The sequence below is a fragment of the Algibacter aquimarinus genome (assembly GCF_039543265.1).
Taxonomy (GTDB): Bacteria; Bacteroidota; Bacteroidia; order Flavobacteriales; family Flavobacteriaceae; genus Algibacter_B; species Algibacter_B aquimarinus.
In genome coordinates this window covers 102,021-122,758 of sequence record NZ_BAABJK010000009.1, presented here as the reverse complement: position 1 = coordinate 122,758, position 20,738 = coordinate 102,021, and the positions used below count along the sequence as shown (strand labels likewise).

Below are 20,738 nucleotides of genomic sequence, written 5' to 3'. Positions count from 1 at the left end.
TATATATGGATGTAAACATGGGGCTATTTTTCAAAAGTCAACATATCAGTACCACCATTTCCACCACTTATATCAATCAATTCTATTTTTGTGGATGAGGCAGAAACAATATCCCAATCATCGTTTAGATCCTCAAAATCGTTAGTTTCAGGAACGGGGAACGAGATATTAAAATCAATATCATCATTACTATTGTCATCATCGCTACTATCATCATTAGTAATAGACCATGTTCCATTGACCGTGTTTGTCCCATTTGTGGCAACCAAAGTTCCATCATTATTGAAACTAAATGTATAACCTGCAAAATCTGCAGTTTCATCTTGACCAGAATCATTAAAATTTGTGATTCGCCATGTGCCAGATTTGGCTACAGATTCTATTTGTGCGATTTGCTGGCTGTTGTTGTTTAATTCATCATTGTCATTTGAACAATTAAAAGACATAAACGAAAGACTCAACATGAGTATTAAACTGTAAAAAAATGTTTTTTTCATAATTCCTATTTTTTGATTATTAGTTAGGTTGATTAGGAATATTATACTTCACTAATTAATCTAAAACCTCACTTGAATTTTTTATTCGTGATTCTTTAATTACAATCACTTACAAACTCTAACTCATTTTCTCCCGACTCAAATTCAATGGCAGCTTCACCAGGTTCTTGCTCAATTTCGTGAAGCGTCCAAGTACCATTAAAGTCTGTTAAATCTGCTATATTAATTGTAAACGAGATATTATTGCCTTCACCTGAAGCTTCCCAGGTGCCGTTAAATGTATTAGAACCTTGAGTCACTGCTATTGTTCCATCATTTTTAAATTCAAATGTATATCCTTCATAGTTGTCTTCAAGTTCTGTATCGTTAAGCTCTAACTCATCTACAAACCATTGTGTACAATCGGCAAAAATGGAGTCTAAATCGTCTGTAGTACAGTTATCACAATCGTCATCGTTATAATCGTAGTCATCATCTTCATCACAAGTATCATCAGCCAGTTCTATAGCATCTTCTAATTCCTGAATAGTATTGATAACCTGAGTAGTATCGTCAGGGAATACTACGGTAATTGGAAAGTTTATTGTAGCAGCAGCAAAGTCATCCAAATCTTCTATAAAATCATACATATCATTATCATCATTGATGGTAATCGTATTGATTAAATCGTTGTTTTCATCAAAAACCGATGCTGTAATAGGATATTGAAAATCAATACACTCAATATCATCGTCATCTTCATTTTCATCATTACAATCCTCAACATAAGTTTCAAGGTCATCAAAGCTATTAATGGTAATTTCGGTAAAGTCAGCTAACACAATTGTAACAGGAAAAGAAATATCTATCAAATCGTCATCATCATCAAATTCATCTAGAATATCTTCTAAATCCTCATAATCACCAATTTCATTGATGGTGATAGTGATACTGTTGACTGTAATGGTTATGGGTAATTTAAACGTAAAACAATTTGCATGATACACTATATTATCAACAGAGCCATCATTTAATGATGTTTTGCTCATTAAACTGGCAATTGTTGAGTTAGATGCAATTGTTTCTTCTACAGGAGGGTCAATGGCTAAATCCTCTTCTGTTCTACAAGAAGTAAATATCAGAATAAAGGCTAAGACTAAAAGAAAAGGTGTTCTCAATGTTTTCATAACTAAGTAAATTAATTTTCAATTTTTTTAAAGGCTATCAAAATAACCTCTTTATTCTTAAAACAATCCACTTTAAAAATGTCCCAAGAAAAAAAATTTATTTTTTTTTTATCTTTCAATTTTATAATTCAATAGCTCAACATTTTGCCAAAATCACTACACCAAAACATCTGCGATAAAATTCGCTTTTCAAAACTTTATGAAAAGTATGCACAGTCGTTGAGTAATATTCTTTTTTATAAGTATGGTGAGTTATTAAATCCATCTGATAAAGTTCAGGAAGCATTTATTAAGCTTTGGGAAAATTGCTCAAAGGTTAGACCAGAAGCCGCTAAGACGTATTTATATACTACTGCCAACAATATGATGCTGAATGAAGTTAAGCATCAAAAGGTGGTTTTGAAGTATCAACAAGTAAAACCAAAGGACTATACTAATGAGTCTCCAGAATTTGTATTGCGTAAAAAAGAATTTTTAAAACGCTTTGAACGTGTTTTATCAGAATTAAAAGAAGAAGAGCGTGTGGCATTCTTGTTAAACAAGGTGGATGGTAAAACGCATAAGGAAGTTGCAGAAGTTTTAGGCATCACAAAAAAAGTGGCTGAACACAGAATTTATGCAGCTTTAAACAAACTAAAAGACAACCTTGAAGAACTAAATTGAAAATAATTTTGGGACAATTGTACTTTAAGTTGTTTTAATTATATAACAGCATGTTATGGACAAAGAGAATTTAGTAAAAAAATGGTTAAATAATGACCTGTCTGACATAGAGGCAAAGGCTTTCAATGCGTTGGAAGATGCTGACTTATATAAAGAAATTATTGAGGAAGCACAACGGTTTAGTAGCAATATAAATGCTAAAGTTGAGTCTTTTGATGTGTTGGATAACAAATTAGTTTCTAAAAAAATTGCTTCTACAAATTGGATAAAGGTTGTTTCCAGTATAGCTGCTGCTCTTGTTGTTGGTTTTGCTTTGTTTACGTTAATAAATAAAGACCAAATAAGCTCGTTTAAAACTGATTTAGCTCAAAACGAAACCATTACGCTACCAGATAACTCAATAGTGAGTCTAAATGAATTATCTGAACTAGAATATCTCAGTTCCAATTGGAACAAGAATAGGTCATTACAACTTAAAGGAGAAGCTTATTTTGATGTTGAGAAAGGAAAACGTTTTGATGTACATACAAATTCAGGAAAAGTTAGTGTTTTAGGTACTGAGTTTAATGTTTTATCCAGAGACAGCATTTTTAAGGTATCGTGTTATGAAGGTTTGGTGCAAGTAACATATAATAATGAAAAAGTTAAGTTACCAGCAGGAACGGAATTTGTCTTACATTCAGGAAAAGGCGTAAAATCCAATATTGCCATTGCCGAACCGTACTGGCTTAAAAATATGAGTGTTTTTGAAAGCGCATCCTTTATAGAAGTTGTTAAAGAACTTGAACAACAATACAGTATAAATGTTGAATACTCATCTGAAATAGACCTGAACTTCACAGGTGCCTTTGAACATAATAACCTTGAAAATGCTTTAAAATCTATTACAAATCCCCTTGATTTGACTTACACAATTCAAAACGCCAACAAAGTCATAATAAGGAATGGGCAAGATTAAAGTTTATGCATTTTTATTTCTGTGTTTTGCCTTATTAGCTAAATTGCATGGTCAAGATACAAAAGAGCCTCTTCCCGTTTCAAAAGTGTTTGAGCAAATTGGTCAAATTCATGGCATAACTTTCAATTATGAAAGTAGTCTTTTAAAAGATATTTATGTTATCCCTATAGAAAAAGAAACAAACTTATCAGCTAAAATTAAGAATCTTGAGAAGCAGACAAACCTTGTCTTTGAAAAAGTAAGCGAGGTAGTTTATACCATTTCAAAAATTATTCAGTTATGTGGCTATATTAAAGATTCAGAATTAATAATGCCAATTGAAGGCGCAACCGTTAAAAGTAAGTTTGGGTATGCAATAACTGATGAGAACGGTTATTTTGAAATAAAGTTGAAATCTCCTAATGAACCTTTAACCATAAGGCATATAGGATTCAAGACGATTGAACGTCAAGTACGCTATTTTAATTTAGTTGATTGTGGTACAATAACAATGTTTGTTCAGCAAGAAACCATTGCACCTGTACTTATTGAAACCTACCTTGTTAAAGGTATTGACAAAAGACGGGATTGGACGACATCAATTGACTATACCCAGTTTAGTCTTTTACCTGGTCTTATTGAATCTGATGTACTGCAAACCGTTCAGGCATTACCTGGTATTGTAAGTGTTGATGAAACCGTCTCTAATATCAATATAAGAGGAGGTTCTCATGACCAGAATCTCATGTTGTGGGATGATATTAAAATGTATCAAACAGGACATTTTTTTGGTCTCATATCGAGTTTTAATCCATCCATGACCCAAACGGCTAGAGTTATTAATAATGGTTCTGATGTTTCTCTTACAGATGGTGTTTCGGGTACAATACACATGCAGACAGATAAACAGGTTGATTCACAGTTTAAAGGAACATTTGGGCTTAATTTTTTAAATGCAGAGTTATTTACTAACATTCCAGTAGGTAATAAATCTTCCTTACAGGTTGCCTCAAGAAAATCTATAGATGATTTGACCAGAACCCCAACATACGACGTTTATTTTGATAGGATAACCCAAGATACTGAGGCAGAAAACAATGCTTCCAACGTAACCAATTCCGACCAAAACTTCAATTTTTATGATGTGTCATTCCGATGGCTTTATCAGCCTACTGATAAGGATTTTATCAGGTTAAATTTTTTATTGGTTGATAATAATTTAAATTTTAATGAAACTGCAAATATTAATAGCCTTAGTGTAACAAAGGAAAGTGGTATATCCCAACACACTGTTGCAGGAGGTTTAAACTATAGAAGAGTATGGAATAGTAAACTATCTACTATCCTTAACATTTATAATACTGATTATGAATTACAAGCAATTAATGCCGATGTTATAGAGGGGCAAAGCTTTTTACAAGAAAATGTAGTTTCTGAAACAGGAATAAACCTAGAAGGTAATTATATTCAAAATGTGTGGCATTTTAAACTTGGATATAATTTTTTCGAGACCGAAGTCATTAACTTAAATGATGTTGACTTACCAAGATTTGTTAGACGAGATGAAGAAGTATTGAGAGAGCACGCAGTTTTTGGTCAAATAGGATACGAGCATCCTGAAAATGGATTTTCAGTTAGAGGTGGTTTAAGAACAAACTACCTTACCAGATTTAATAAACTAATTTTTGAGCCTAGGTTAAATATAAGAAAACCAATTGGGAAGTATTTTGAGATTGAGGCACAAGGCGAATTTAAGCATCAAAGCACCTCTCAAATAGTCAATTTTCAAAATGACTTTTTGGGTATAGAAAAAAGGAGATGGCAATTAACGGATAATAATAACATTCCTGTACTTCAAAGTAAACAACTCTCATTTGGCATGGTTTATAAGAATAGTGGTTGGTTATTAGATGCTAAAGGGTATTACAAGACTGTAGATGGTATTACCACACAGAGCCAAAGCTTTACCACAAAGTATGAGTTCACAAAAACTAAAGGCAGTTATGATGCTTATGGTCTTGAACTTTTAGTTAGAAAGCGGTTTGATAATTTCAGTAGTTGGCTGAGTTATTCCCATATAAATAACACCTACTTTTTTGAAACTTTAGATGAATCTGAATTTCCAAGTAATTTTGATATAACTAATGCCATAACTTTTGGCACAACATATAGCAATAATTCTTGGAACATTTCTGCTGGATTAAATTACAGAACAGGAAAACCAACCTCAATTCTGCAGAGTGGTAACGAAATAGTTGATGATGAGATAAATTTTGGTCGAGCCAACAATGAAAAATTAGAAGATTATTTTAGACTAGATGCTTCGGCAATTTATAAGTTTAAAATTAGTAGAGTCTTCAGGTCAGAAATTGGAGCATCCGTTTGGAATATTACCGATAGAGAAAATACCATTAATAATTATTATAGACTCAATCAAAATGATGGAGTAGATAAATTTTCGAGATTTTCTTTGGGGCTAACAACTAATGCTGTGTTTCGATTATATTTTTAAGTAGACTTTTTATTTCGTTTTCAGTTAACTGATATTCAGTATCTTGAAATGTTTCACTAAAAAAAACCAAAAAAATCTTGGGACATTTATTGAATTAGTTGTTTTAAAATAAAAGTGTTTAACCTAAAATTTAAAAAATGAAAACCTCAAATTTTACACTACTTGGAATTTTTATGATAATGACAGTATTTACTCTTAGTACTACTTCTTGTTCTAGCGATGATGGGCCAACCGTTAATATAACAGTAAATGAAGGCCCTAGTGGAGACATAGGCGGTGACTTTACAGGAAATGGTGGTAACGGAAGTAGAACTATTAATTGGACTAATAACCTTGCAACCGCAGATTATAATGCCGATATTACATCATCTGCTACAGGAACATTTGTTATGACCGTTGCAGATGCTAACGGAACTGTGGTTCTTGAAAGAAATTTAGTTGGTGGTACAGAACCTGATTCCTTCTCTGGTGTAACAAGTGCTGGAGAGCCTGGAAATTGGACTGTTACCATTACATTGTCATCTTTTAACGGAGATGGAAGCTATTCATTAAGTGCCGGAAATTAATCTACAAAATGGTTTAGTTTAAAAATACCATCATAATTGATGGTATTTTTATTTCTCGATTGGTTATAATATTTTTAATTGTAAAGAATAAGTCTACTAGTTTAATTGGTTTTTTCTCTTTAATCTTGCACGCAGAATATAAAAGCGAAAACTTCAATAAGTGTTGTTTCCAATTTTAGTTAAAAATTACAAATGAAAATTAAAATCAGTTTAAAGACCCTATTTTTTTTGTGGTCTTTAATGACGTGGTCACAAAATGAAAATGTAACACTATCAGGCAAAATAAATGATGATACTTTAAAAGAACCATTAGCTTATGTGAATGTAATTTTAAAGAAGGATACTCCAGATAAGACTTTTGTGTCTGGTGTGATTACTAATGAAGAAGGTATATATACCCTTGAGAACATCAATCCTGGAAATTATATTTTAGAAGTATCCTATATAGGCTATAAAACACATTTAGATACCATTTTCGTTGGTTCAAATTCACAATATTTAGACTTAGGTGTTATTTCTTTAAAAGAAGAAGCTTCACAATTAGATGAAGTACTAATAACCGCAAAAAAAGATGCCGTAAGTGGTAAAATGGATAAAAAAACCTTTTCGGTAAATGCCAACATTGCCCAAAGTGGTGGTTCTGTTTTACAAACCTTGAAAAACTTACCAGGTGTAACAACCCAAGAGGGAGAAGTACAACTACGTGGAAGCAATAAAGTGCTTATTTTAATAGATGGCAAACAAACGGCTATTACAGGTTTTGGAAGTCAAAACGGTTTAGACAATATCCCTGCAAGCACTATTGATAAAGTAGAGATAATAAATAATCCCTCTTCAAAGTATGATGCCAATGGTAATGCTGGTATTATAAACATTATTCTAAAGAAAGAAAATCAGAAAGGTTTTAACGGTACATTGGGTTTAACAGCTGGTTTAGGGGCTTTATGGGAACGCAAAGAAAATTTTCCAGGTATTAGGCCTCAATACAGAGCAACGCCTAAAATAAATCCATCTGTTGTACTTAACTACAGACAGCACAAGGTCAACTTCTTTTTTCAGGCCGATAACTTATATACGGAAACCTTAAATAAAAATGAGTTTGTAAAGCGTACCTATAATGATGGTACTGTAATAAATCAGCAACTTAAACGCAACAGAGACACCAATTTTTTTACATCAAAAGCAGGATTAGATTGGTTTTTAAATGAAAACAATACCTTAACACTATCTGGGCTTTATAGCAATGAAAGTATTAAGGATTATGGTGACCAACCATTTTACGATGAACAAATTAATAACCAATTGAGGCTTTGGCAGTTTCTGGAAGATGAAGTTTTAACAGCGGCCATGTTTTCTGTAAATTTTGAGCATAAGTTTGCACAACCAGGACATAAGCTAAATGTAGCCTTTAACTACACGTTTGATAGGGAAGATGAAAAATATTTTTTCACAAATGCAACCCCTTCATTTAATACAGAGGAATCATTTTTTCTTATCGCCGACCAAAAAGTAGCCGATTTTTCAGTAGACTACTCCAAACCCTTAAAAAACGGAATATTGGAAACGGGACTTAAATTCCGTAATAGAGTCATACCTACAGACATGCAGTTCAATCCTTCTGATAATAACTCCGTTTTGGATACAGGTGCAGATGGTCTAGCTGAATACAAGGAAATAATACCTGCTGCCTATCTTAATTACATTTATGAAACTGAAAATTGGGAAGCTGAAGCAGGTCTAAGAGTAGAATATGTGAATTTAGATTATGAAGTAGACCCAAATCATAATACATATCAAAGTGATGGATATAACTATTTTCAACCGTTTCCAAATGCAAGAATAAGTTATAAGATAGATGACAAAAATAAATTATCAGCCTTTTATAATAGAAGAGTTGATAGGCCTGATGAAGTAGATATTCGTATTTTTCCTAAGTATGACGATGCAGAAATAATAAAAGTAGGAAACCCTGCTTTAGACCCACAGTTTACCAATACTTTTGAAATTGGATATAAAAACCAATGGACTAAAGGCTATCTATATACAGCAATATATCATAGAATAACGGATGGCACTATCACTAGGATAGCAACATCTCCAGATAATTCTAACTTAATATACAACGTTTCTCATAATGCAGGCAAAAGTTATAATACAGGCCTTGAGGTTGTTATGAACAAGAAATTATCCGAGCATTGGTCAGCTAACCTAAATATGAATGGGTATTACAATAAAATAGATACCTTTTCCGTACTGAATCAATATCCCTCTGAAAGTATATTTACTGCTCCAGAACAAACGGTTTGGTCTGGTAATGTTAAGTTTAATCTCATGGCTACATTACCAAAGAATTGGGAAGCGCAAATAACGTCAATCTATTTAGCTCCTGATGTTATTCCACAGGGAGAAATAAATTCAAGATTTTCGGTAGATTTTGGTATTAAAAAAACAATCCAAAATGGCAAAGGAGAATTATTCTTTAATGCCACAGACTTATTTAACACATTGGTCATTAAAAAAGAAATTGATGGGGAAACCTTTAGTTATACCAGTAGTGATTATTATGAAACACAAGTATGGCGTATTGGATATAAATTTAAGTTTTAATGAGTTAAAAATGTGGTAGTAAAGATTAATTCCTTAAATATTGTGTTCTTAATAGGTCTTATGTTTCTAATTTCATTTAGCAAATTGGAAGCTCAGAATGATTCAATCTCTAAATCTAAAAACAGTTTTTGGAAACAAGCTGCCATACCATCAATTCTTATTGGCTCTTCTCTTGTAATTACCAATAGTGACTTTGAAATGCACTTACAACAAGATTTTGGGAATAGTGATTTTAATACTACCATCGATGATTATACCCGTTTTGTTCCCTTAGCACAAATGTATGCAGCAGACATAATAGGAATAGAATCCAGAAGCCATTGGTTTGACCAAACAAAAAATGCCACTATTTCTTTATTAATCACAGACTTCGTAACAACAAAGCTAAAAATGAGTATTGACAAAACACGTCCGAGCGGTGCCAATAATAATGCATTTCCTTCAGCTCATACAGCCTATGCCTTTACATCTGCAACAGTGCTTTATGAAGAATTTAAGAATACCAGTCCGATATTAGCTTATAGTGGTTATGCCTTTGCAATTGCAACAGGATATTTACGTATTGCTAAGGATGCCCATTGGTTTTCAGATGCTTTATTGGGTGCAGGGATTGGGATTGCTATTACTAAACTGGTGTATCATTTTGACTATCTTTTTGCTTGGAATCCTTTTAGGAAAAAGGATAATATTATGATTACTCCTTTATATGATGGTCAAGGAATTGGGGTAGTGGGGGTGTTAAAATTTTAATGAAAAAAATAGATGAAATACTTTTACAAATTTAATTCATAAAGCAATAGCCCTATTTGGGTAAGATACTGAAAAAGTAACCGGCAGTAAGAGGCTTACGAGAATTTACCAGATTGTTGCCAATACGACTGCGAAATGGTAATGAATCAATAGCAAAATATATGCAGTTTCAACTAATTGGCTTGAATCTTGTTACAACAACAAAAGTGGTGGGGTAATTTTGACAGAATTCCCTTTTTAATTACTTTTATTTATTAACAATGAAAATGAAGAAAATATTACCAAACTAAAAAAATAGTTTCTATTTTTTTGTGTCATATTTACACCTCATACTACTTAAACCCTTACAAAATAAGGAAAGTTACATATTGTATCGGGAAGTAAGTATTTTATTTAAGAATACCTTGTTTGTAGTTACGGGGCGATTTTCCCATAAAATTCTTAAAAATTCTTGAAAAATACAATGGATCTTCAAAACCTACTTCAAAACTAATTTCTTTAATACTCATGTCTGTATAATTTAGTAATTCGCATGCTTTCTGAATCTTTTTAAGATTAAAAAAGACTAACAAAGGATATCCCGTTTTAGCTTTAAAAATAGTGTGAAGATATGATTTTGAGTAATTAAATTTAGCGGCAATAACATCAAGGGTAAGTTTTTTGTCAAGATTATTTGCTAAAAACTCTATTATGGAATTTACAGTTGTATGGTCTGAGTTGCCTTTAACGTTAGACTCAAAATCATGATAAACAAAATAGCTAATAAAGTTTAATGTTAGCAGGTTTGCATATTCAAGATGGTTTTCTAGATAGTTACTGTTAAATAATGCAAAAATCTTTTCAAATAAATTAATTCTTTCTTTCGAAAAAGGTATATTTTTATAATTATCATTTCGCGTGCTTTCATACCTTTTGTAAAGCTTATCGGCTAATGTGCCGTTAAAGTGAAACCAATAAATGCTCCAAGGATCATTAGTATCCGCTTTGTATTCATGCATGCAGTTTTTAGGAATTATATAAAACTGATTTGGATTTATAACAGTTTTTATTTTATTTAAGTGGATTTCGCCCTTTCCTTTTGTACAGTAAATAAATATGTGTTGCTTCGCGCCTTTTTTCCTAAGACGATAATGATGGTCTGCTCTTGGATAATATCCTAAATCGCTAACATAGAAATTACTTGTTATTGGATTCTTTTTAGAAATATTTGTAATCGATTTAGGTAATGCAAGCATTTTCTGCCCAATAAACCCTTCTTCTATAATTTTGCTTTCATCCTCCATTATAATTATAATTTAAAGTCAGTTTTTAAAAAAAAGCATTCTCATTTTAGAGTAAAAATGTGAAGTTTTTTATCTAAAATGAAATTGTATTATTCTAAATCAATTCAAATAAAAAATTACTAGAACTATAAACATTATCTTCTAATACAATCTTAAAATGTAAATTCTTGTGATTATGTGTATTGATAATAAAATATCGTAATAATATTTTATTCACATCAACAATATTAATAAAAATTTTTACAAGTTAAGTGTTTTTATCCATGTTTAAGATTTTTTTGTCTATTACTCATTCGATTATTGTATCATATCTTTGTTATAATCCAATATAATGTAATTAAACTTTAAGGAAAACAATGCATAAGACTGCTGATTTTGACAATTAATGATTTTGGATAAGTTTTTTATAAAAAACCATATTTACAAATAATAAGTAATTTCATGTTAAAATGTCTATGTTTAAGGATTTCTTGAAAATAGTAAACTAAATAAAAAATGATGAAAACAACTAAATTAAAATTGCTAGGAGGCATTAGTCTAATATTTGCTATAATATTAGTAGCTAGTTGCGACAATGATGATTCTGTAAGTGTAGACTCAACACCAGAATTTCAAACAATATTACAAGAGATTTCCACTTTACCAGGTGAAGAGTTTATTTTTGAAGGTATCGTAACAGATCCTGCAGGGATTAAAACTGTAAATTTTAAGTATGATTCTTGGTTTTTAGATAAAACTATAGAAAAAGACTCTTTGCCAGAAACATATATAATATCCTACAAATTTAAGGTACCTGATGATGCTGAAGAGTTTAGTGTGCATACCATACCAGTTACAATTACTAATGCGGGCGACGTTGCAGTAACCAGAGATGTTGTAGTTACTTTAGATAAAGATATATCAGCTCCAACAATAACTATTAATGCACCTGCTGATGGAGCTACAATATTAATGAGTGACAATGATGATGAAATAGAGCTTAATATTGATTTAATTGATAGAGAATTATCTACGTTACAAATTGAGAGTGAAATTTTAAATGAAGTGATTAATATTTCGGGTAGTAGTTATAATTATACGAATTCAATAAATGTTGAAACGCCAGGGAATTATACTTTTAATATTTCGGCTACTGATGCTACTGGGAATGAATCAACTACATCTGTCTCTGTAAGCGTAGTTACCGACTTACAGTTTAATGCTATGTTTTTAACTGATGAGACTAATGATGCCGATTTAAATCAAGATATTTTCGGAATACCATTTACAACTACAGGAAGTCAAGCTACAGGAGAAAATGGTTATGTGTTTACAGCACGTTATTACGCTTCATCTGCAAATTCTGAAGTTCGATTTATACCTCAGCAAGGATCTTTTTCACCTTTTGCTTTTGGAGCAGATGCTAATAATCCCGGGAAATTAACACTTGGTCAAGATGCAACAGTAAATCCTATAACTATACCAGATGTAGGATATTATGAAATAGCCATGGATGTTAGAGATTTAAGCTACACCATTTCACCATACACTCCAACAGATTCAGCCTTTGATCAAGTTTATGTTTTGGGTAGAGGTATATATATTGATGCTGCTACATCAACTTGTACCAATAATAATGATGGAAGCACACAATGTTGGAATTTTAACTCTGGCAAACCATTTACACAAGATTCAATTAATCAGTATTTATGGACCATTGATGTAACTATTCAAGATCAGCCAAATGATGCAGGTGCAAATGGGTTTATTTTAAATGCAAATCCAGGAGGATGGGCACCATTTTGGAGAGTGGATGTTGCTGGAGGAGATCCTTCTAGAGCTATTCCTGGTGGTGGTAATAATTATGTGTTTGATGATAGTGTTTTGGACAAGGACTACACGTTCGTATTTGATACGCATCTTAATAGAGTTGTAATTAAGGGAAGGTAATATGCTTTTTAAAAGCTTAGAGAAATAAATAACAAACAAACTAAATAACATAATAAATGAAACAACTAGTTTTAATTTTTATAAGTACGCTGTGCTTAAGTTTTACTGTAGCTTCCCAAAATAATGTCACAGGGAATATAACAGACGATCAAGGACAGCCAATACCAGGTGTGAATATTCTTGAGAAAGGAACAACCAACGGATTTGTTTCCGATTTTGATGGGAATTATTCAATATCTGTAGGTGATAATGCTACCTTAGTTTTTAGCTATATAGGCTTTAAAACTCAAGAGGTAGCTGTAAATAGTAGAGGTACCATTAATATAAGTATGGTAACCGATAACGAGCAATTAGCGGAAGTTGTGGTTATTGGTTATGGAGCTGTTAAAAGAGATAAAATTGCTACCTCCATTTCCTCTGTAGATGGCGAAGAAATATCCAAACAAGTAGCAAGTAATGCTGCTGAGGCCCTTCAAGGTAAAGCGGCAGGTGTTCAGGTATTATCTTCTGGAGGATCTCCAGGTGCTTCACCCAGAATATTAGTTCGTGGTATCACAACAGTTCTTGGTAATGCTAGCCCATTAATAGTTTTAGATGGTGTTTTACAAGCAAGTGGTACTTCATTAAATTCAATTAACCCAAGAGATATTGAAAGTATGGATATCTTAAAGGATGCAGCAGCTTCAGCCATTTATGGATCTAGAGCATCAAATGGCGTTATTTTGATTACAACAAAAAGGGGTAAAGCTGGCAAAACAGTTGTTAATTTTGATTTTAATTATGGTGTACAAGGCTGGGATAAGGTAGAGGTTGCTGATGCTCAAGAATATATAGAAGTTTATAATGCAAGAAGAATAAATGATAATGCTGATCCTTCAGTTTTACTAAATCCAGATGACTTTGGTGCTGGTACAGATTGGTGGGATGAAGTTGTTGAAGATTTTGCACCTATTGTTAATGCCAATTTAAGAGCCTCTGGTGGTAGTGATAATATTAAATATGGAGCTAGTGTTAGTTTCTTTGATCAACAGTCAAACTACTCTAAGGGTAATTACCAAAGAGTTACTGCTCGTTTTAATGTAGATTTTAAAATATCTGATAAAATTACCTTAAAGCAAGATCTTACGCCCAGAATTGAAACTTTTGAAAACACACCAAATTTATTATTTAATTCATTAAGGATAGACCCTATTACACCTGTGTTTATTCCTCAAAGTGAACGCGTTGGACGTAATGAGTTTAGTATTTTTGGATTATCAAGAAATCTGGTTCCCAACCCTGTTGGTCAATTAGCAAGGCAATTTGCTCAGAATGATTTCTTTGCCTTAGTTTCTAATACACAACTGGAATATAAAATATCGCCAGATTTCACTTTTAACTCACAATTAGGTTTTACAGTTTCTAGTCTAACATGGGAAGTATTTAATCCAGAATATTTTATAGGACCAAATCGACAAAGGGAAATTAATAATTACACAAAAAACGTAACTCAAAATTTTAATTATGTAATCAATAATACGATTACTTTTGATAAGACTATTAATGAAAAGCATTATTTAAATGTTCTAGGTGGTATTTTATTTGACTCAGAAAGCACAAATTATCTTCGAGGCTTTAGAGATGGAATTCCTAGTAATACTAATCAAAATTTATGGCAACTAGATGCTGCAGAAGGTGAAACGGTAAGAGCATTTGGTAATGAAGGAACTCAAAATATACTTTCTGGTGTTTTTAGAACCATTTATAGTTTTGATAACAGGTATACGCTTAATGCTTCCGTTAGGGTAGACCAATCTTCACGTTTTCCAAAAGATGGAAGAACAGGCATATTCTCTAGTGTTTCATTGGCTTGGGACATAGATTCTGAAGACTGGTTTAAAAGTGAAGCTATTAACAATTTACGTTTAAAAATTGGAGTAGGTGAACTAGGAAATCAAAACATAAGTAGAGATGGACAGTTTTTTGCAATAGGTTCTGATAGTTTTGTTTTTGGTGGGGAGCGAGTAGTCTCTAATTTTTTATCACAATTCGGAAATACAAACTTACAATGGGAAACCGTTAGAGACAAAAACTTTGGTGTTGATTTAGGATTGTTTAACAATGAAATAACTTTATCTGCAGAATACTATGTTAAAACTTCTGAAGATTTATTAAATCAAGTTTTATTGCCTAATTTCACAGGTGTACCTGGAACTGTAGCTCAAAACGTAGGTAGTATTGAATCAAAAGGTATTGATATTGCTTTGGGATATAATAAAAAATGGAACGATTTCACTTTAGGACTTAATTTAACATTATCATCAAATGAAAGTACTTTAGTTGAAGCAGCTCCAGGAAACGAGGTGATTTTAGGACAAAGACGACCTACTTTAGGAAACCGTTTTGTAAAAATAACCGAGTTAGGTGAAATAGTTGGTTTATTTCAAGGTTATAAAAACGATGGTATTTTTCAAAACCAAACAGAGTTAAATTCCCATACTTCTGAGGATGGTACTATTATTCAACCTAATGCGCAAATTGGTGACTTGCGTTTTGTAGATCAAAATGGAGATGGTCAATTGGATGATGAAGATTTGGTGACTATAGGAAATCCATTTCCTGATTTTTTTGGAGGTTTAAATGTTAACATGCAATACAAAAAGTTAGACTTATCTATGCAATGGTACGGAACTTTCGGTAATGATGTATATAATGGTAATTTGGAATATATTCGTGCTGGTACACAAAATCTTAATGTACTTGCAGGTACAACGGATGTTGTATGGACACCAACAAATACAGATGCCAGATTTCCGAGACTTACGGAATTAGATAGAAATGGTAATTATCAAAATCCATCAGATTTGTTTATTGAAGATGGCTCTTATTTAAGATTACGTAATATTCAATTAGGATATAACTTTAATGTCAAAGGTTTTCAGAGATGCAGATTGTATGTTTCTGGACAAAACCTCATAACCATTACAGACTATAGTGGGTTTGACCCAGAAGTGCAGTCTGGAGGGATTATAAATGGCTTAGGAGTAGACTTTGGAAGAAACCCAGTAGCTAAGACATACTTATTAGGATTAAATTTAACACTATAAAAATTATGAAAAAGATTGTATTATTTTTAACAATTATTACAGCTCTGGTGTATACTAGTTGTGATAAAGAAGAGTTTTTAGATCAACCCATTCAAGGTAGACAGCAACTAGATGATTTCTTTTCTAGTGAACAGAATGCAGAAAATTTCGTCAACAGTATTTACAGAAAGGTAAATGGTGAAAGTTGGTTTCAAGTTAATTTTCAACGACAAATTAATGAAATGGCAACTGATGATAATTGGGCAGGTAATACACGTCAGCCAAGACCTGATATAACGGGTATTTCTCAATATAACGTATTTGCTGGATCTAGATATTTTGTGCTTTTTTGGGAAAGCCACTATATTGGTATAACTCGAGCAAATATTTCATTAGATCGTATTCCTGATGTAGATATAGATGAAGATAAAAAAGCGCGCCTACTAGCAGAAGCAAAATTCTTGAGAGCATTCTTTTATTTTGATTTAGTAAGAAATTTTGGTGGTGTACCGTTAGTAACTTCTTATAACGAAATTTTACAGCCCTCAATTAATGACAAAGAGCGTTCTTCAGTAGAAGAAGTATATGCCTTTGTAGAACAAGATTTAATGGAGGCAATGGATGACTTGCCTCTTAAAAGCGAATATGCAGCTGCAGATTTAGGAAGAATAACTAAAGGTGCTGCACGCTCTTTATTGGCTAAAGTTTACTTGTATCAAGAAAAGTGGGCTGAAGCCCAGACTATGGCTAAAGTGGTTATGGATTCTGGAGAATATAGTTTAGAACCAGACTTTGCTGATCTTTATAAAGTGGGTAATGCTCATGGTATAGAATCAATATTTGCTATAGAATTCATAAATAATCCAACATTTACTGAAGTAGGGGGGCAATTCTCTATTACCAACGGAAGCCGTGGCGACCGTGGTTGGGGTTGGGGATCACCAACAAGTGATTTGGAAAATGCATTTTTAAGCGAAGGAGATAATATAAGGTTAAGATCTACAATAATTAAACATGGAGAACCTGTTTTTGGAGACCCAGCTGTTACGTCATTTGATGGTGAACCTTCCGAAAATAAGTCTGGAAGAACCAATAGAAAGTACTACACACCCATTGCTGATAGACCAGAGCCATATGCGAGAGGTCAAATACCTGGGCAATATATGCACATAAGATTGGCTGATGTAATTTTAATGCATGCAGAAGCAGCATATTTTAATGGAGATGAAACATCAGCAAAAAATTCTTTAGCGCTAGTTAGAGATCGGGTAGAATTGGATACAAATATGTCTTTATCTGGAGATGCTTTAAGAGATGCTATTTGGAAAGAGAGACGTCTAGAATTAGCGTTAGAACAACATAGACTTTATGATATTAGAAGACAAAAAATAAATGGAGTCCCTAGAATTGCTTCAATATTAGGGCCTAACGGAACATTTGTAAAATATAATACTGAAGAAAGTACAGATCCATTTGAAACAACTAACCTTCTTGAACCTCAGAATAGCGGAACTTTATTTGATCCTAATATTCATATGCTTTGGCCTATTCCACCAGATGAGATTCAATTATCAAGAGGAAAAATAACGCAGAACCCTGGTTATTAACATTTTAAATTAAAAGTATGTTTAAGTTTTCAAAATACTTTTTACCTTTTTTGTTTGTTACATTGCTTGTTGGATGTAGTTCAGACAGTGCTACTGATCCTGATGATCCAAAGTTTAATGTTCCTGAAGAAGGCATAACGCTTAACTTAAACACAACTTTTCAAGTTATAGATCATTTTGGAGCTTCGGGCGGTTTTCAAGACCAATGGGTTGGAAAATGGCCTGAAGCTACTAAAAACCAAGTTGCTGAACTATTTTTTAGTACAGAAACAGATCCTCAAGGAAATCCAGAAGGTATCGGTTTGTCTTTATGGAGAACAATAATTGGAGATGGTGCAGCAGATCAAGTTAATAGTGGTTTTTCTGCTTCTAATTGGTTTCGTGAAACAGAATGTTATTTAGATGCCAGCGGTAATTACGATTGGACAAAACAAGCTGGTGAACAATGGTTTCTTTCAAAAGCAAAAGAATACGGCGTGAATAAATTTACGGCTTGGGCCACTGCTCCACCTTATTTTATGTCTAAAAATGGCTATGTATTTAGTACTCCAGATGTTCCTACATTTAATTGTGAACCTGATAAATATGATGATTATGCTAATTTCCTTGCAGATGTTGTAAAGCGTTATGAGGGTCAAGGTTATAATTTTGTAACTGTCTGCCCATTTAATGAAACACAATACGAATGGAACGCTGAAGTAGGTAGTGCGCAACAATCTGGAACAAGAGCAACAAACGCTGAAGTAGCAACAGTTACAAGAATTATTGACGATGTATTTACTCAAAAAGGGGTAAATGCCAAAATAATGATTCCAGAAGCCGCACAACTAAAATACTTATTTGAAGGTTCAAGTAATACTGTAAATCAGGTGAATACATTTTTTAACAGCTCTAGTCCTAATTACATTGGTGATTTACCAAATCTTTCAAAGTATATTGCAGGACATAGTTATTTCAGCAATGGAAGTACAAACGAATCATTAAGGCAACGTAAATCTTTAAATACTACTTTAAAAAGCTTTGGTTTAGAATATTGGCAAACTGAATATAGTCTTTTAGGAACGGCTTATCAACAAGGAAAAAACATATCAACATTTACAGAAATAGACTATGCATTATGGATGAGTCGTATTATTCATACTGATTTAGTATTTGGTAATGCAACAGGTTGGAGTTTTTGGACTGCATTAAATAGGTCAACTTTTGGAGATCATCCATTTAGATTTAATCTTGTTTTATATCAACCAAATGCCAATAATCCTTCACACACTGATGGTACATTTGAAGATAATAAATTGTTATGGGCACTTGGTAATTTTAGTCGATTTGTAAGACCTGGAATGGTGAGGTTTGATATTAATGACCCAGATTATAATGATAATACTTCAGTTGAAAACTTTATGATTTCTGGATATAGAAATACATCAAATAATGAAATTGTAATTGTTTGTATAAACAATACCGATAATAGCAGAGCAATTTCGTTTGATAATTATGTGACAGATTTTGAAGTGGAAAACGATCGTTTCGAATCATATACAACATCTTCTGGTAGCAATTTAAGAAAGTCTACAATGCAATTTGATGCTATTTCAATACCAAGTAAGTCTATAGTAACGCTTAAGGCAATTATTAAATAAATTATTACAAGTTTTATCATCACAAAAAAAATCAAGTAAAAAAGTTTTTACAGAAGGTTTTTAAACTAAAAAAAAATATATGTTAAAGATTAGAAGAATTATAGTATTAACCATAATAGGAGTAATATTTTCATGTAGTTCTAATGAGGCCACAGATCCAGATGATCCAAAGTTTGGAGACCCTGACGATAATAACAATCCTCCCGTTGCAGTAAGCGCAGATATTACATTGTCTGTAGATGCTACTGATGGAATAGACATAAATCCATTATTATTTGGCGTAAATAATGACTGGAGACAAATACCAGATAATACGTTTTCAAATTTTTCTGGAACGTTAAGCAATATAGGTACTACTGTAGTTAGGTATCCTGGTGGTTGGGAGTCTGAATTTTATGCATGGACAAGTAACACTACTCCGGGTTGGAATAATACACCATCAACTCCAGGTGCATCAGTCTCTACTTTAAAAAGTAACATCTCTAATTTTAGTATTGTATTACCAACTGTTGATGCTATGAATACTAGTGTTGGGTCGGCACAATACAATGCAGCTATAGCAAATCTCAAAGCTAAAGCAAGAGAGGCTATAAATGTATCAAATATAGGTAATGGGATTGTTGAAATAGGAAACGAGTGGTGGTTACAATTTGCAGGAGGAGGCCCTAGAGCCCAAAAATTAGATAAATATGTTAATGTGGCTATGGATTTAGCTGAATATATTGAAAGAGAGTTTCCTAATCGAACATTTAAATTATTAATAAATGGAGATTATACGCAGCCACAGGAATTTACAACAATGAAAAATAAATTTACTAAGGCTTACGATGCTATTGATGGGGTAGCCCTTCATACTTATACTGGGTATAGCACAGATACGCATAATATTGCAGATTTAGAAAAACGTATTATTGATTGTGCTAATAATTTTAATCCTGATAAAAATTTCAAGTATTTATCAGAATGGATGCCTTCAAGAGATTACAATGAAAGAGCATTGTACATGGAGGCAGCTAACATAATTCCTGATATTATTCAGATATATGCCAGAACAGGTTCTGAAGCAGCTGCGTTTTGGCCTCCAATAAACACATCTATACCTGGCTTAGGATTAACAAATTGGAATTATACAAAAGTATTTCCAACAGGACAAATTTTAGGAGATATGGCAGAGTCGTTCAGAGGAAAAGCATTAAAAACAACTTCAAATAAATTTCATTTAGCAGCAGCACTACAAGATGCTAACACTATGGTGCTATATATAACGGGTGCTAAAGAAAGTGGTAAAAAGGTAGCTGTTAAAGTAAATGGATTTACTGTAACTTCAATAGATAAAGTAGAACGTTTTGTACCTGCTGACTATAGTGATACAGCTAAAGCAGAGTCTTACATTGAACAAACAGCAACTGCGCAATTATCAACAAATAATGAAGTTGTATTCGATTTGAATAAGGAAGGACTTTATCAAATTTATAAAATAACTATAAAAGGTAATTAATACTCGTGCCAATAAACT

General features: G+C 32.5%; 14 protein-coding genes. 11 read left to right on the top strand and 3 right to left on the bottom strand.

Going from position 1 to position 20,738, the window contains the following annotated elements:
- Positions 1-23: 23 nt before the first annotated feature.
- Complete coding sequence (locus tag ABD939_RS13010) at positions 24-497, bottom strand: hypothetical protein (protein ID WP_345169446.1); 474 nt, start codon at positions 495-497, stop codon at positions 24-26.
- A gap of 95 nt (positions 498-592) precedes the next feature.
- Positions 593-1,663, bottom strand: a complete 1,071-nt coding sequence (locus ABD939_RS13005; protein ID WP_345169443.1) for an META domain-containing protein — start codon at positions 1,661-1,663, stop codon at positions 593-595.
- A 144-nt stretch (positions 1,664-1,807) separates the two neighbouring features.
- On the opposite strand from ABD939_RS13005, the gene ABD939_RS13000 reads away from it, so the two are divergent.
- The 6 genes from ABD939_RS13000 (at position 1,808) to ABD939_RS12975 (ending at position 9,698) form a co-directional block, all read left to right on the top strand.
- A complete protein-coding gene (locus tag ABD939_RS13000; RefSeq protein WP_345169441.1) occupies positions 1,808-2,326 on the top strand; it encodes an RNA polymerase sigma factor in 519 nt (172 codons plus the stop codon).
- 55 nt (positions 2,327-2,381) lie between these two features.
- Positions 2,382-3,284 carry a FecR family protein gene (locus ABD939_RS12995; protein ID WP_345169438.1) on the top strand — a complete coding sequence of 301 codons (903 nt, stop codon included), beginning with the start codon at positions 2,382-2,384 and terminating at the stop codon, positions 3,282-3,284.
- The gene (locus tag ABD939_RS12990; RefSeq protein ID WP_345169436.1) at positions 3,271-5,775 is read left to right on the top strand and encodes a TonB-dependent receptor; all 2,505 of its coding nucleotides are present in this window, start codon (positions 3,271-3,273) and stop codon (positions 5,773-5,775) included. The genes ABD939_RS12995 and ABD939_RS12990 overlap by 14 nt, the downstream gene beginning before the upstream one ends.
- A 137-nt stretch (positions 5,776-5,912) precedes the next feature.
- Positions 5,913-6,341 carry a hypothetical protein gene (locus ABD939_RS12985; RefSeq protein ID WP_345169433.1) on the top strand — a complete coding sequence of 143 codons (429 nt, stop codon included), beginning with the start codon at positions 5,913-5,915 and terminating at the stop codon, positions 6,339-6,341.
- Between the two features lie 192 nt (positions 6,342-6,533).
- Positions 6,534-8,948: a TonB-dependent receptor gene (locus tag ABD939_RS12980; RefSeq protein WP_345169431.1), complete on the top strand. Its 2,415-nt coding sequence runs from the start codon at positions 6,534-6,536 to the stop codon at positions 8,946-8,948.
- Between the two features lie 60 nt (positions 8,949-9,008).
- On the top strand, positions 9,009-9,698 hold the full coding sequence (locus tag ABD939_RS12975; RefSeq protein ID WP_345169428.1) for a phosphatase PAP2 family protein: 690 nt from the start codon (positions 9,009-9,011) through the stop codon (positions 9,696-9,698).
- Positions 9,699-10,087: 389 nt separating this feature from the next.
- Here ABD939_RS12975 and ABD939_RS12970 read toward each other — a convergent pair whose 3' ends face one another.
- Positions 10,088-10,981 carry an AraC family transcriptional regulator gene (locus ABD939_RS12970; protein WP_345169425.1) on the bottom strand — a complete coding sequence of 298 codons (894 nt, stop codon included), beginning with the start codon at positions 10,979-10,981 and terminating at the stop codon, positions 10,088-10,090.
- A 495-nt stretch (positions 10,982-11,476) separates the two neighbouring features.
- Between ABD939_RS12970 and ABD939_RS12965 the strand changes: the two genes are divergently transcribed.
- The 5 genes from ABD939_RS12965 to ABD939_RS12945 all read left to right on the top strand — a co-directional run bounded on the left by ABD939_RS12965 (position 11,477) and on the right by ABD939_RS12945 (position 20,720).
- On the top strand, positions 11,477-12,910 hold the full coding sequence (locus ABD939_RS12965) for a hypothetical protein (RefSeq protein ID WP_345169422.1): 1,434 nt from the start codon (positions 11,477-11,479) through the stop codon (positions 12,908-12,910).
- Positions 12,911-12,966: 56 nt separating this feature from the next.
- Entirely contained in the window at positions 12,967-15,996 is a 3,030-nt protein-coding gene (locus tag ABD939_RS12960; RefSeq protein ID WP_345169418.1) for a SusC/RagA family TonB-linked outer membrane protein, read from the top strand.
- A 5-nt stretch (positions 15,997-16,001) separates the two neighbouring features.
- On the top strand, positions 16,002-17,582 hold the full coding sequence (locus ABD939_RS12955) for a RagB/SusD family nutrient uptake outer membrane protein (RefSeq protein ID WP_345169416.1): 1,581 nt from the start codon (positions 16,002-16,004) through the stop codon (positions 17,580-17,582).
- Between the two features lie 17 nt (positions 17,583-17,599).
- A complete protein-coding gene (locus tag ABD939_RS12950; RefSeq protein ID WP_345169413.1) occupies positions 17,600-19,222 on the top strand; it encodes a glycoside hydrolase in 1,623 nt (540 codons plus the stop codon).
- Positions 19,223-19,301: 79 nt separating this feature from the next.
- The gene (locus ABD939_RS12945) at positions 19,302-20,720 is read left to right on the top strand and encodes a hypothetical protein (RefSeq protein ID WP_345169410.1); all 1,419 of its coding nucleotides are present in this window, start codon (positions 19,302-19,304) and stop codon (positions 20,718-20,720) included.
- The last annotated feature ends 18 nt before the right edge of the window (positions 20,721-20,738 follow it).

Excerpts from the sequence above, each read along its gene's own strand:
- ABD939_RS13010 (WP_345169446.1), bottom strand. The coding sequence starts at position 497 with ATGAAAAAAACATTTTTTTACAGTTTAATACTCATGTTGAGTCTTTCG.
- ABD939_RS13005 (WP_345169443.1), bottom strand. The coding sequence starts at position 1,663 with ATGAAAACATTGAGAACACCTTTTCTTTTAGTCTTAGCCTTTATTCTG.
- ABD939_RS12995 (WP_345169438.1), top strand. The coding sequence starts at position 2,382 with ATGGACAAAGAGAATTTAGTAAAAAAATGGTTAAATAATGACCTGTCT.
- ABD939_RS12990 (WP_345169436.1), top strand. The coding sequence starts at position 3,271 with ATGGGCAAGATTAAAGTTTATGCATTTTTATTTCTGTGTTTTGCCTTA.
- ABD939_RS12985 (WP_345169433.1), top strand. The coding sequence starts at position 5,913 with ATGAAAACCTCAAATTTTACACTACTTGGAATTTTTATGATAATGACA.
- ABD939_RS12980 (WP_345169431.1), top strand. The coding sequence starts at position 6,534 with ATGAAAATTAAAATCAGTTTAAAGACCCTATTTTTTTTGTGGTCTTTA.
- ABD939_RS12975 (WP_345169428.1), top strand. The coding sequence starts at position 9,009 with ATGTTTCTAATTTCATTTAGCAAATTGGAAGCTCAGAATGATTCAATC.
- ABD939_RS12970 (WP_345169425.1), bottom strand. The coding sequence starts at position 10,981 with ATGGAGGATGAAAGCAAAATTATAGAAGAAGGGTTTATTGGGCAGAAA.
- ABD939_RS12965 (WP_345169422.1), top strand. The coding sequence starts at position 11,477 with ATGATGAAAACAACTAAATTAAAATTGCTAGGAGGCATTAGTCTAATA.
- ABD939_RS12960 (WP_345169418.1), top strand. The coding sequence starts at position 12,967 with ATGAAACAACTAGTTTTAATTTTTATAAGTACGCTGTGCTTAAGTTTT.
- ABD939_RS12955 (WP_345169416.1), top strand. The coding sequence starts at position 16,002 with ATGAAAAAGATTGTATTATTTTTAACAATTATTACAGCTCTGGTGTAT.
- ABD939_RS12950 (WP_345169413.1), top strand. The coding sequence starts at position 17,600 with ATGTTTAAGTTTTCAAAATACTTTTTACCTTTTTTGTTTGTTACATTG.
- ABD939_RS12945 (WP_345169410.1), top strand. The coding sequence starts at position 19,302 with ATGTTAAAGATTAGAAGAATTATAGTATTAACCATAATAGGAGTAATA.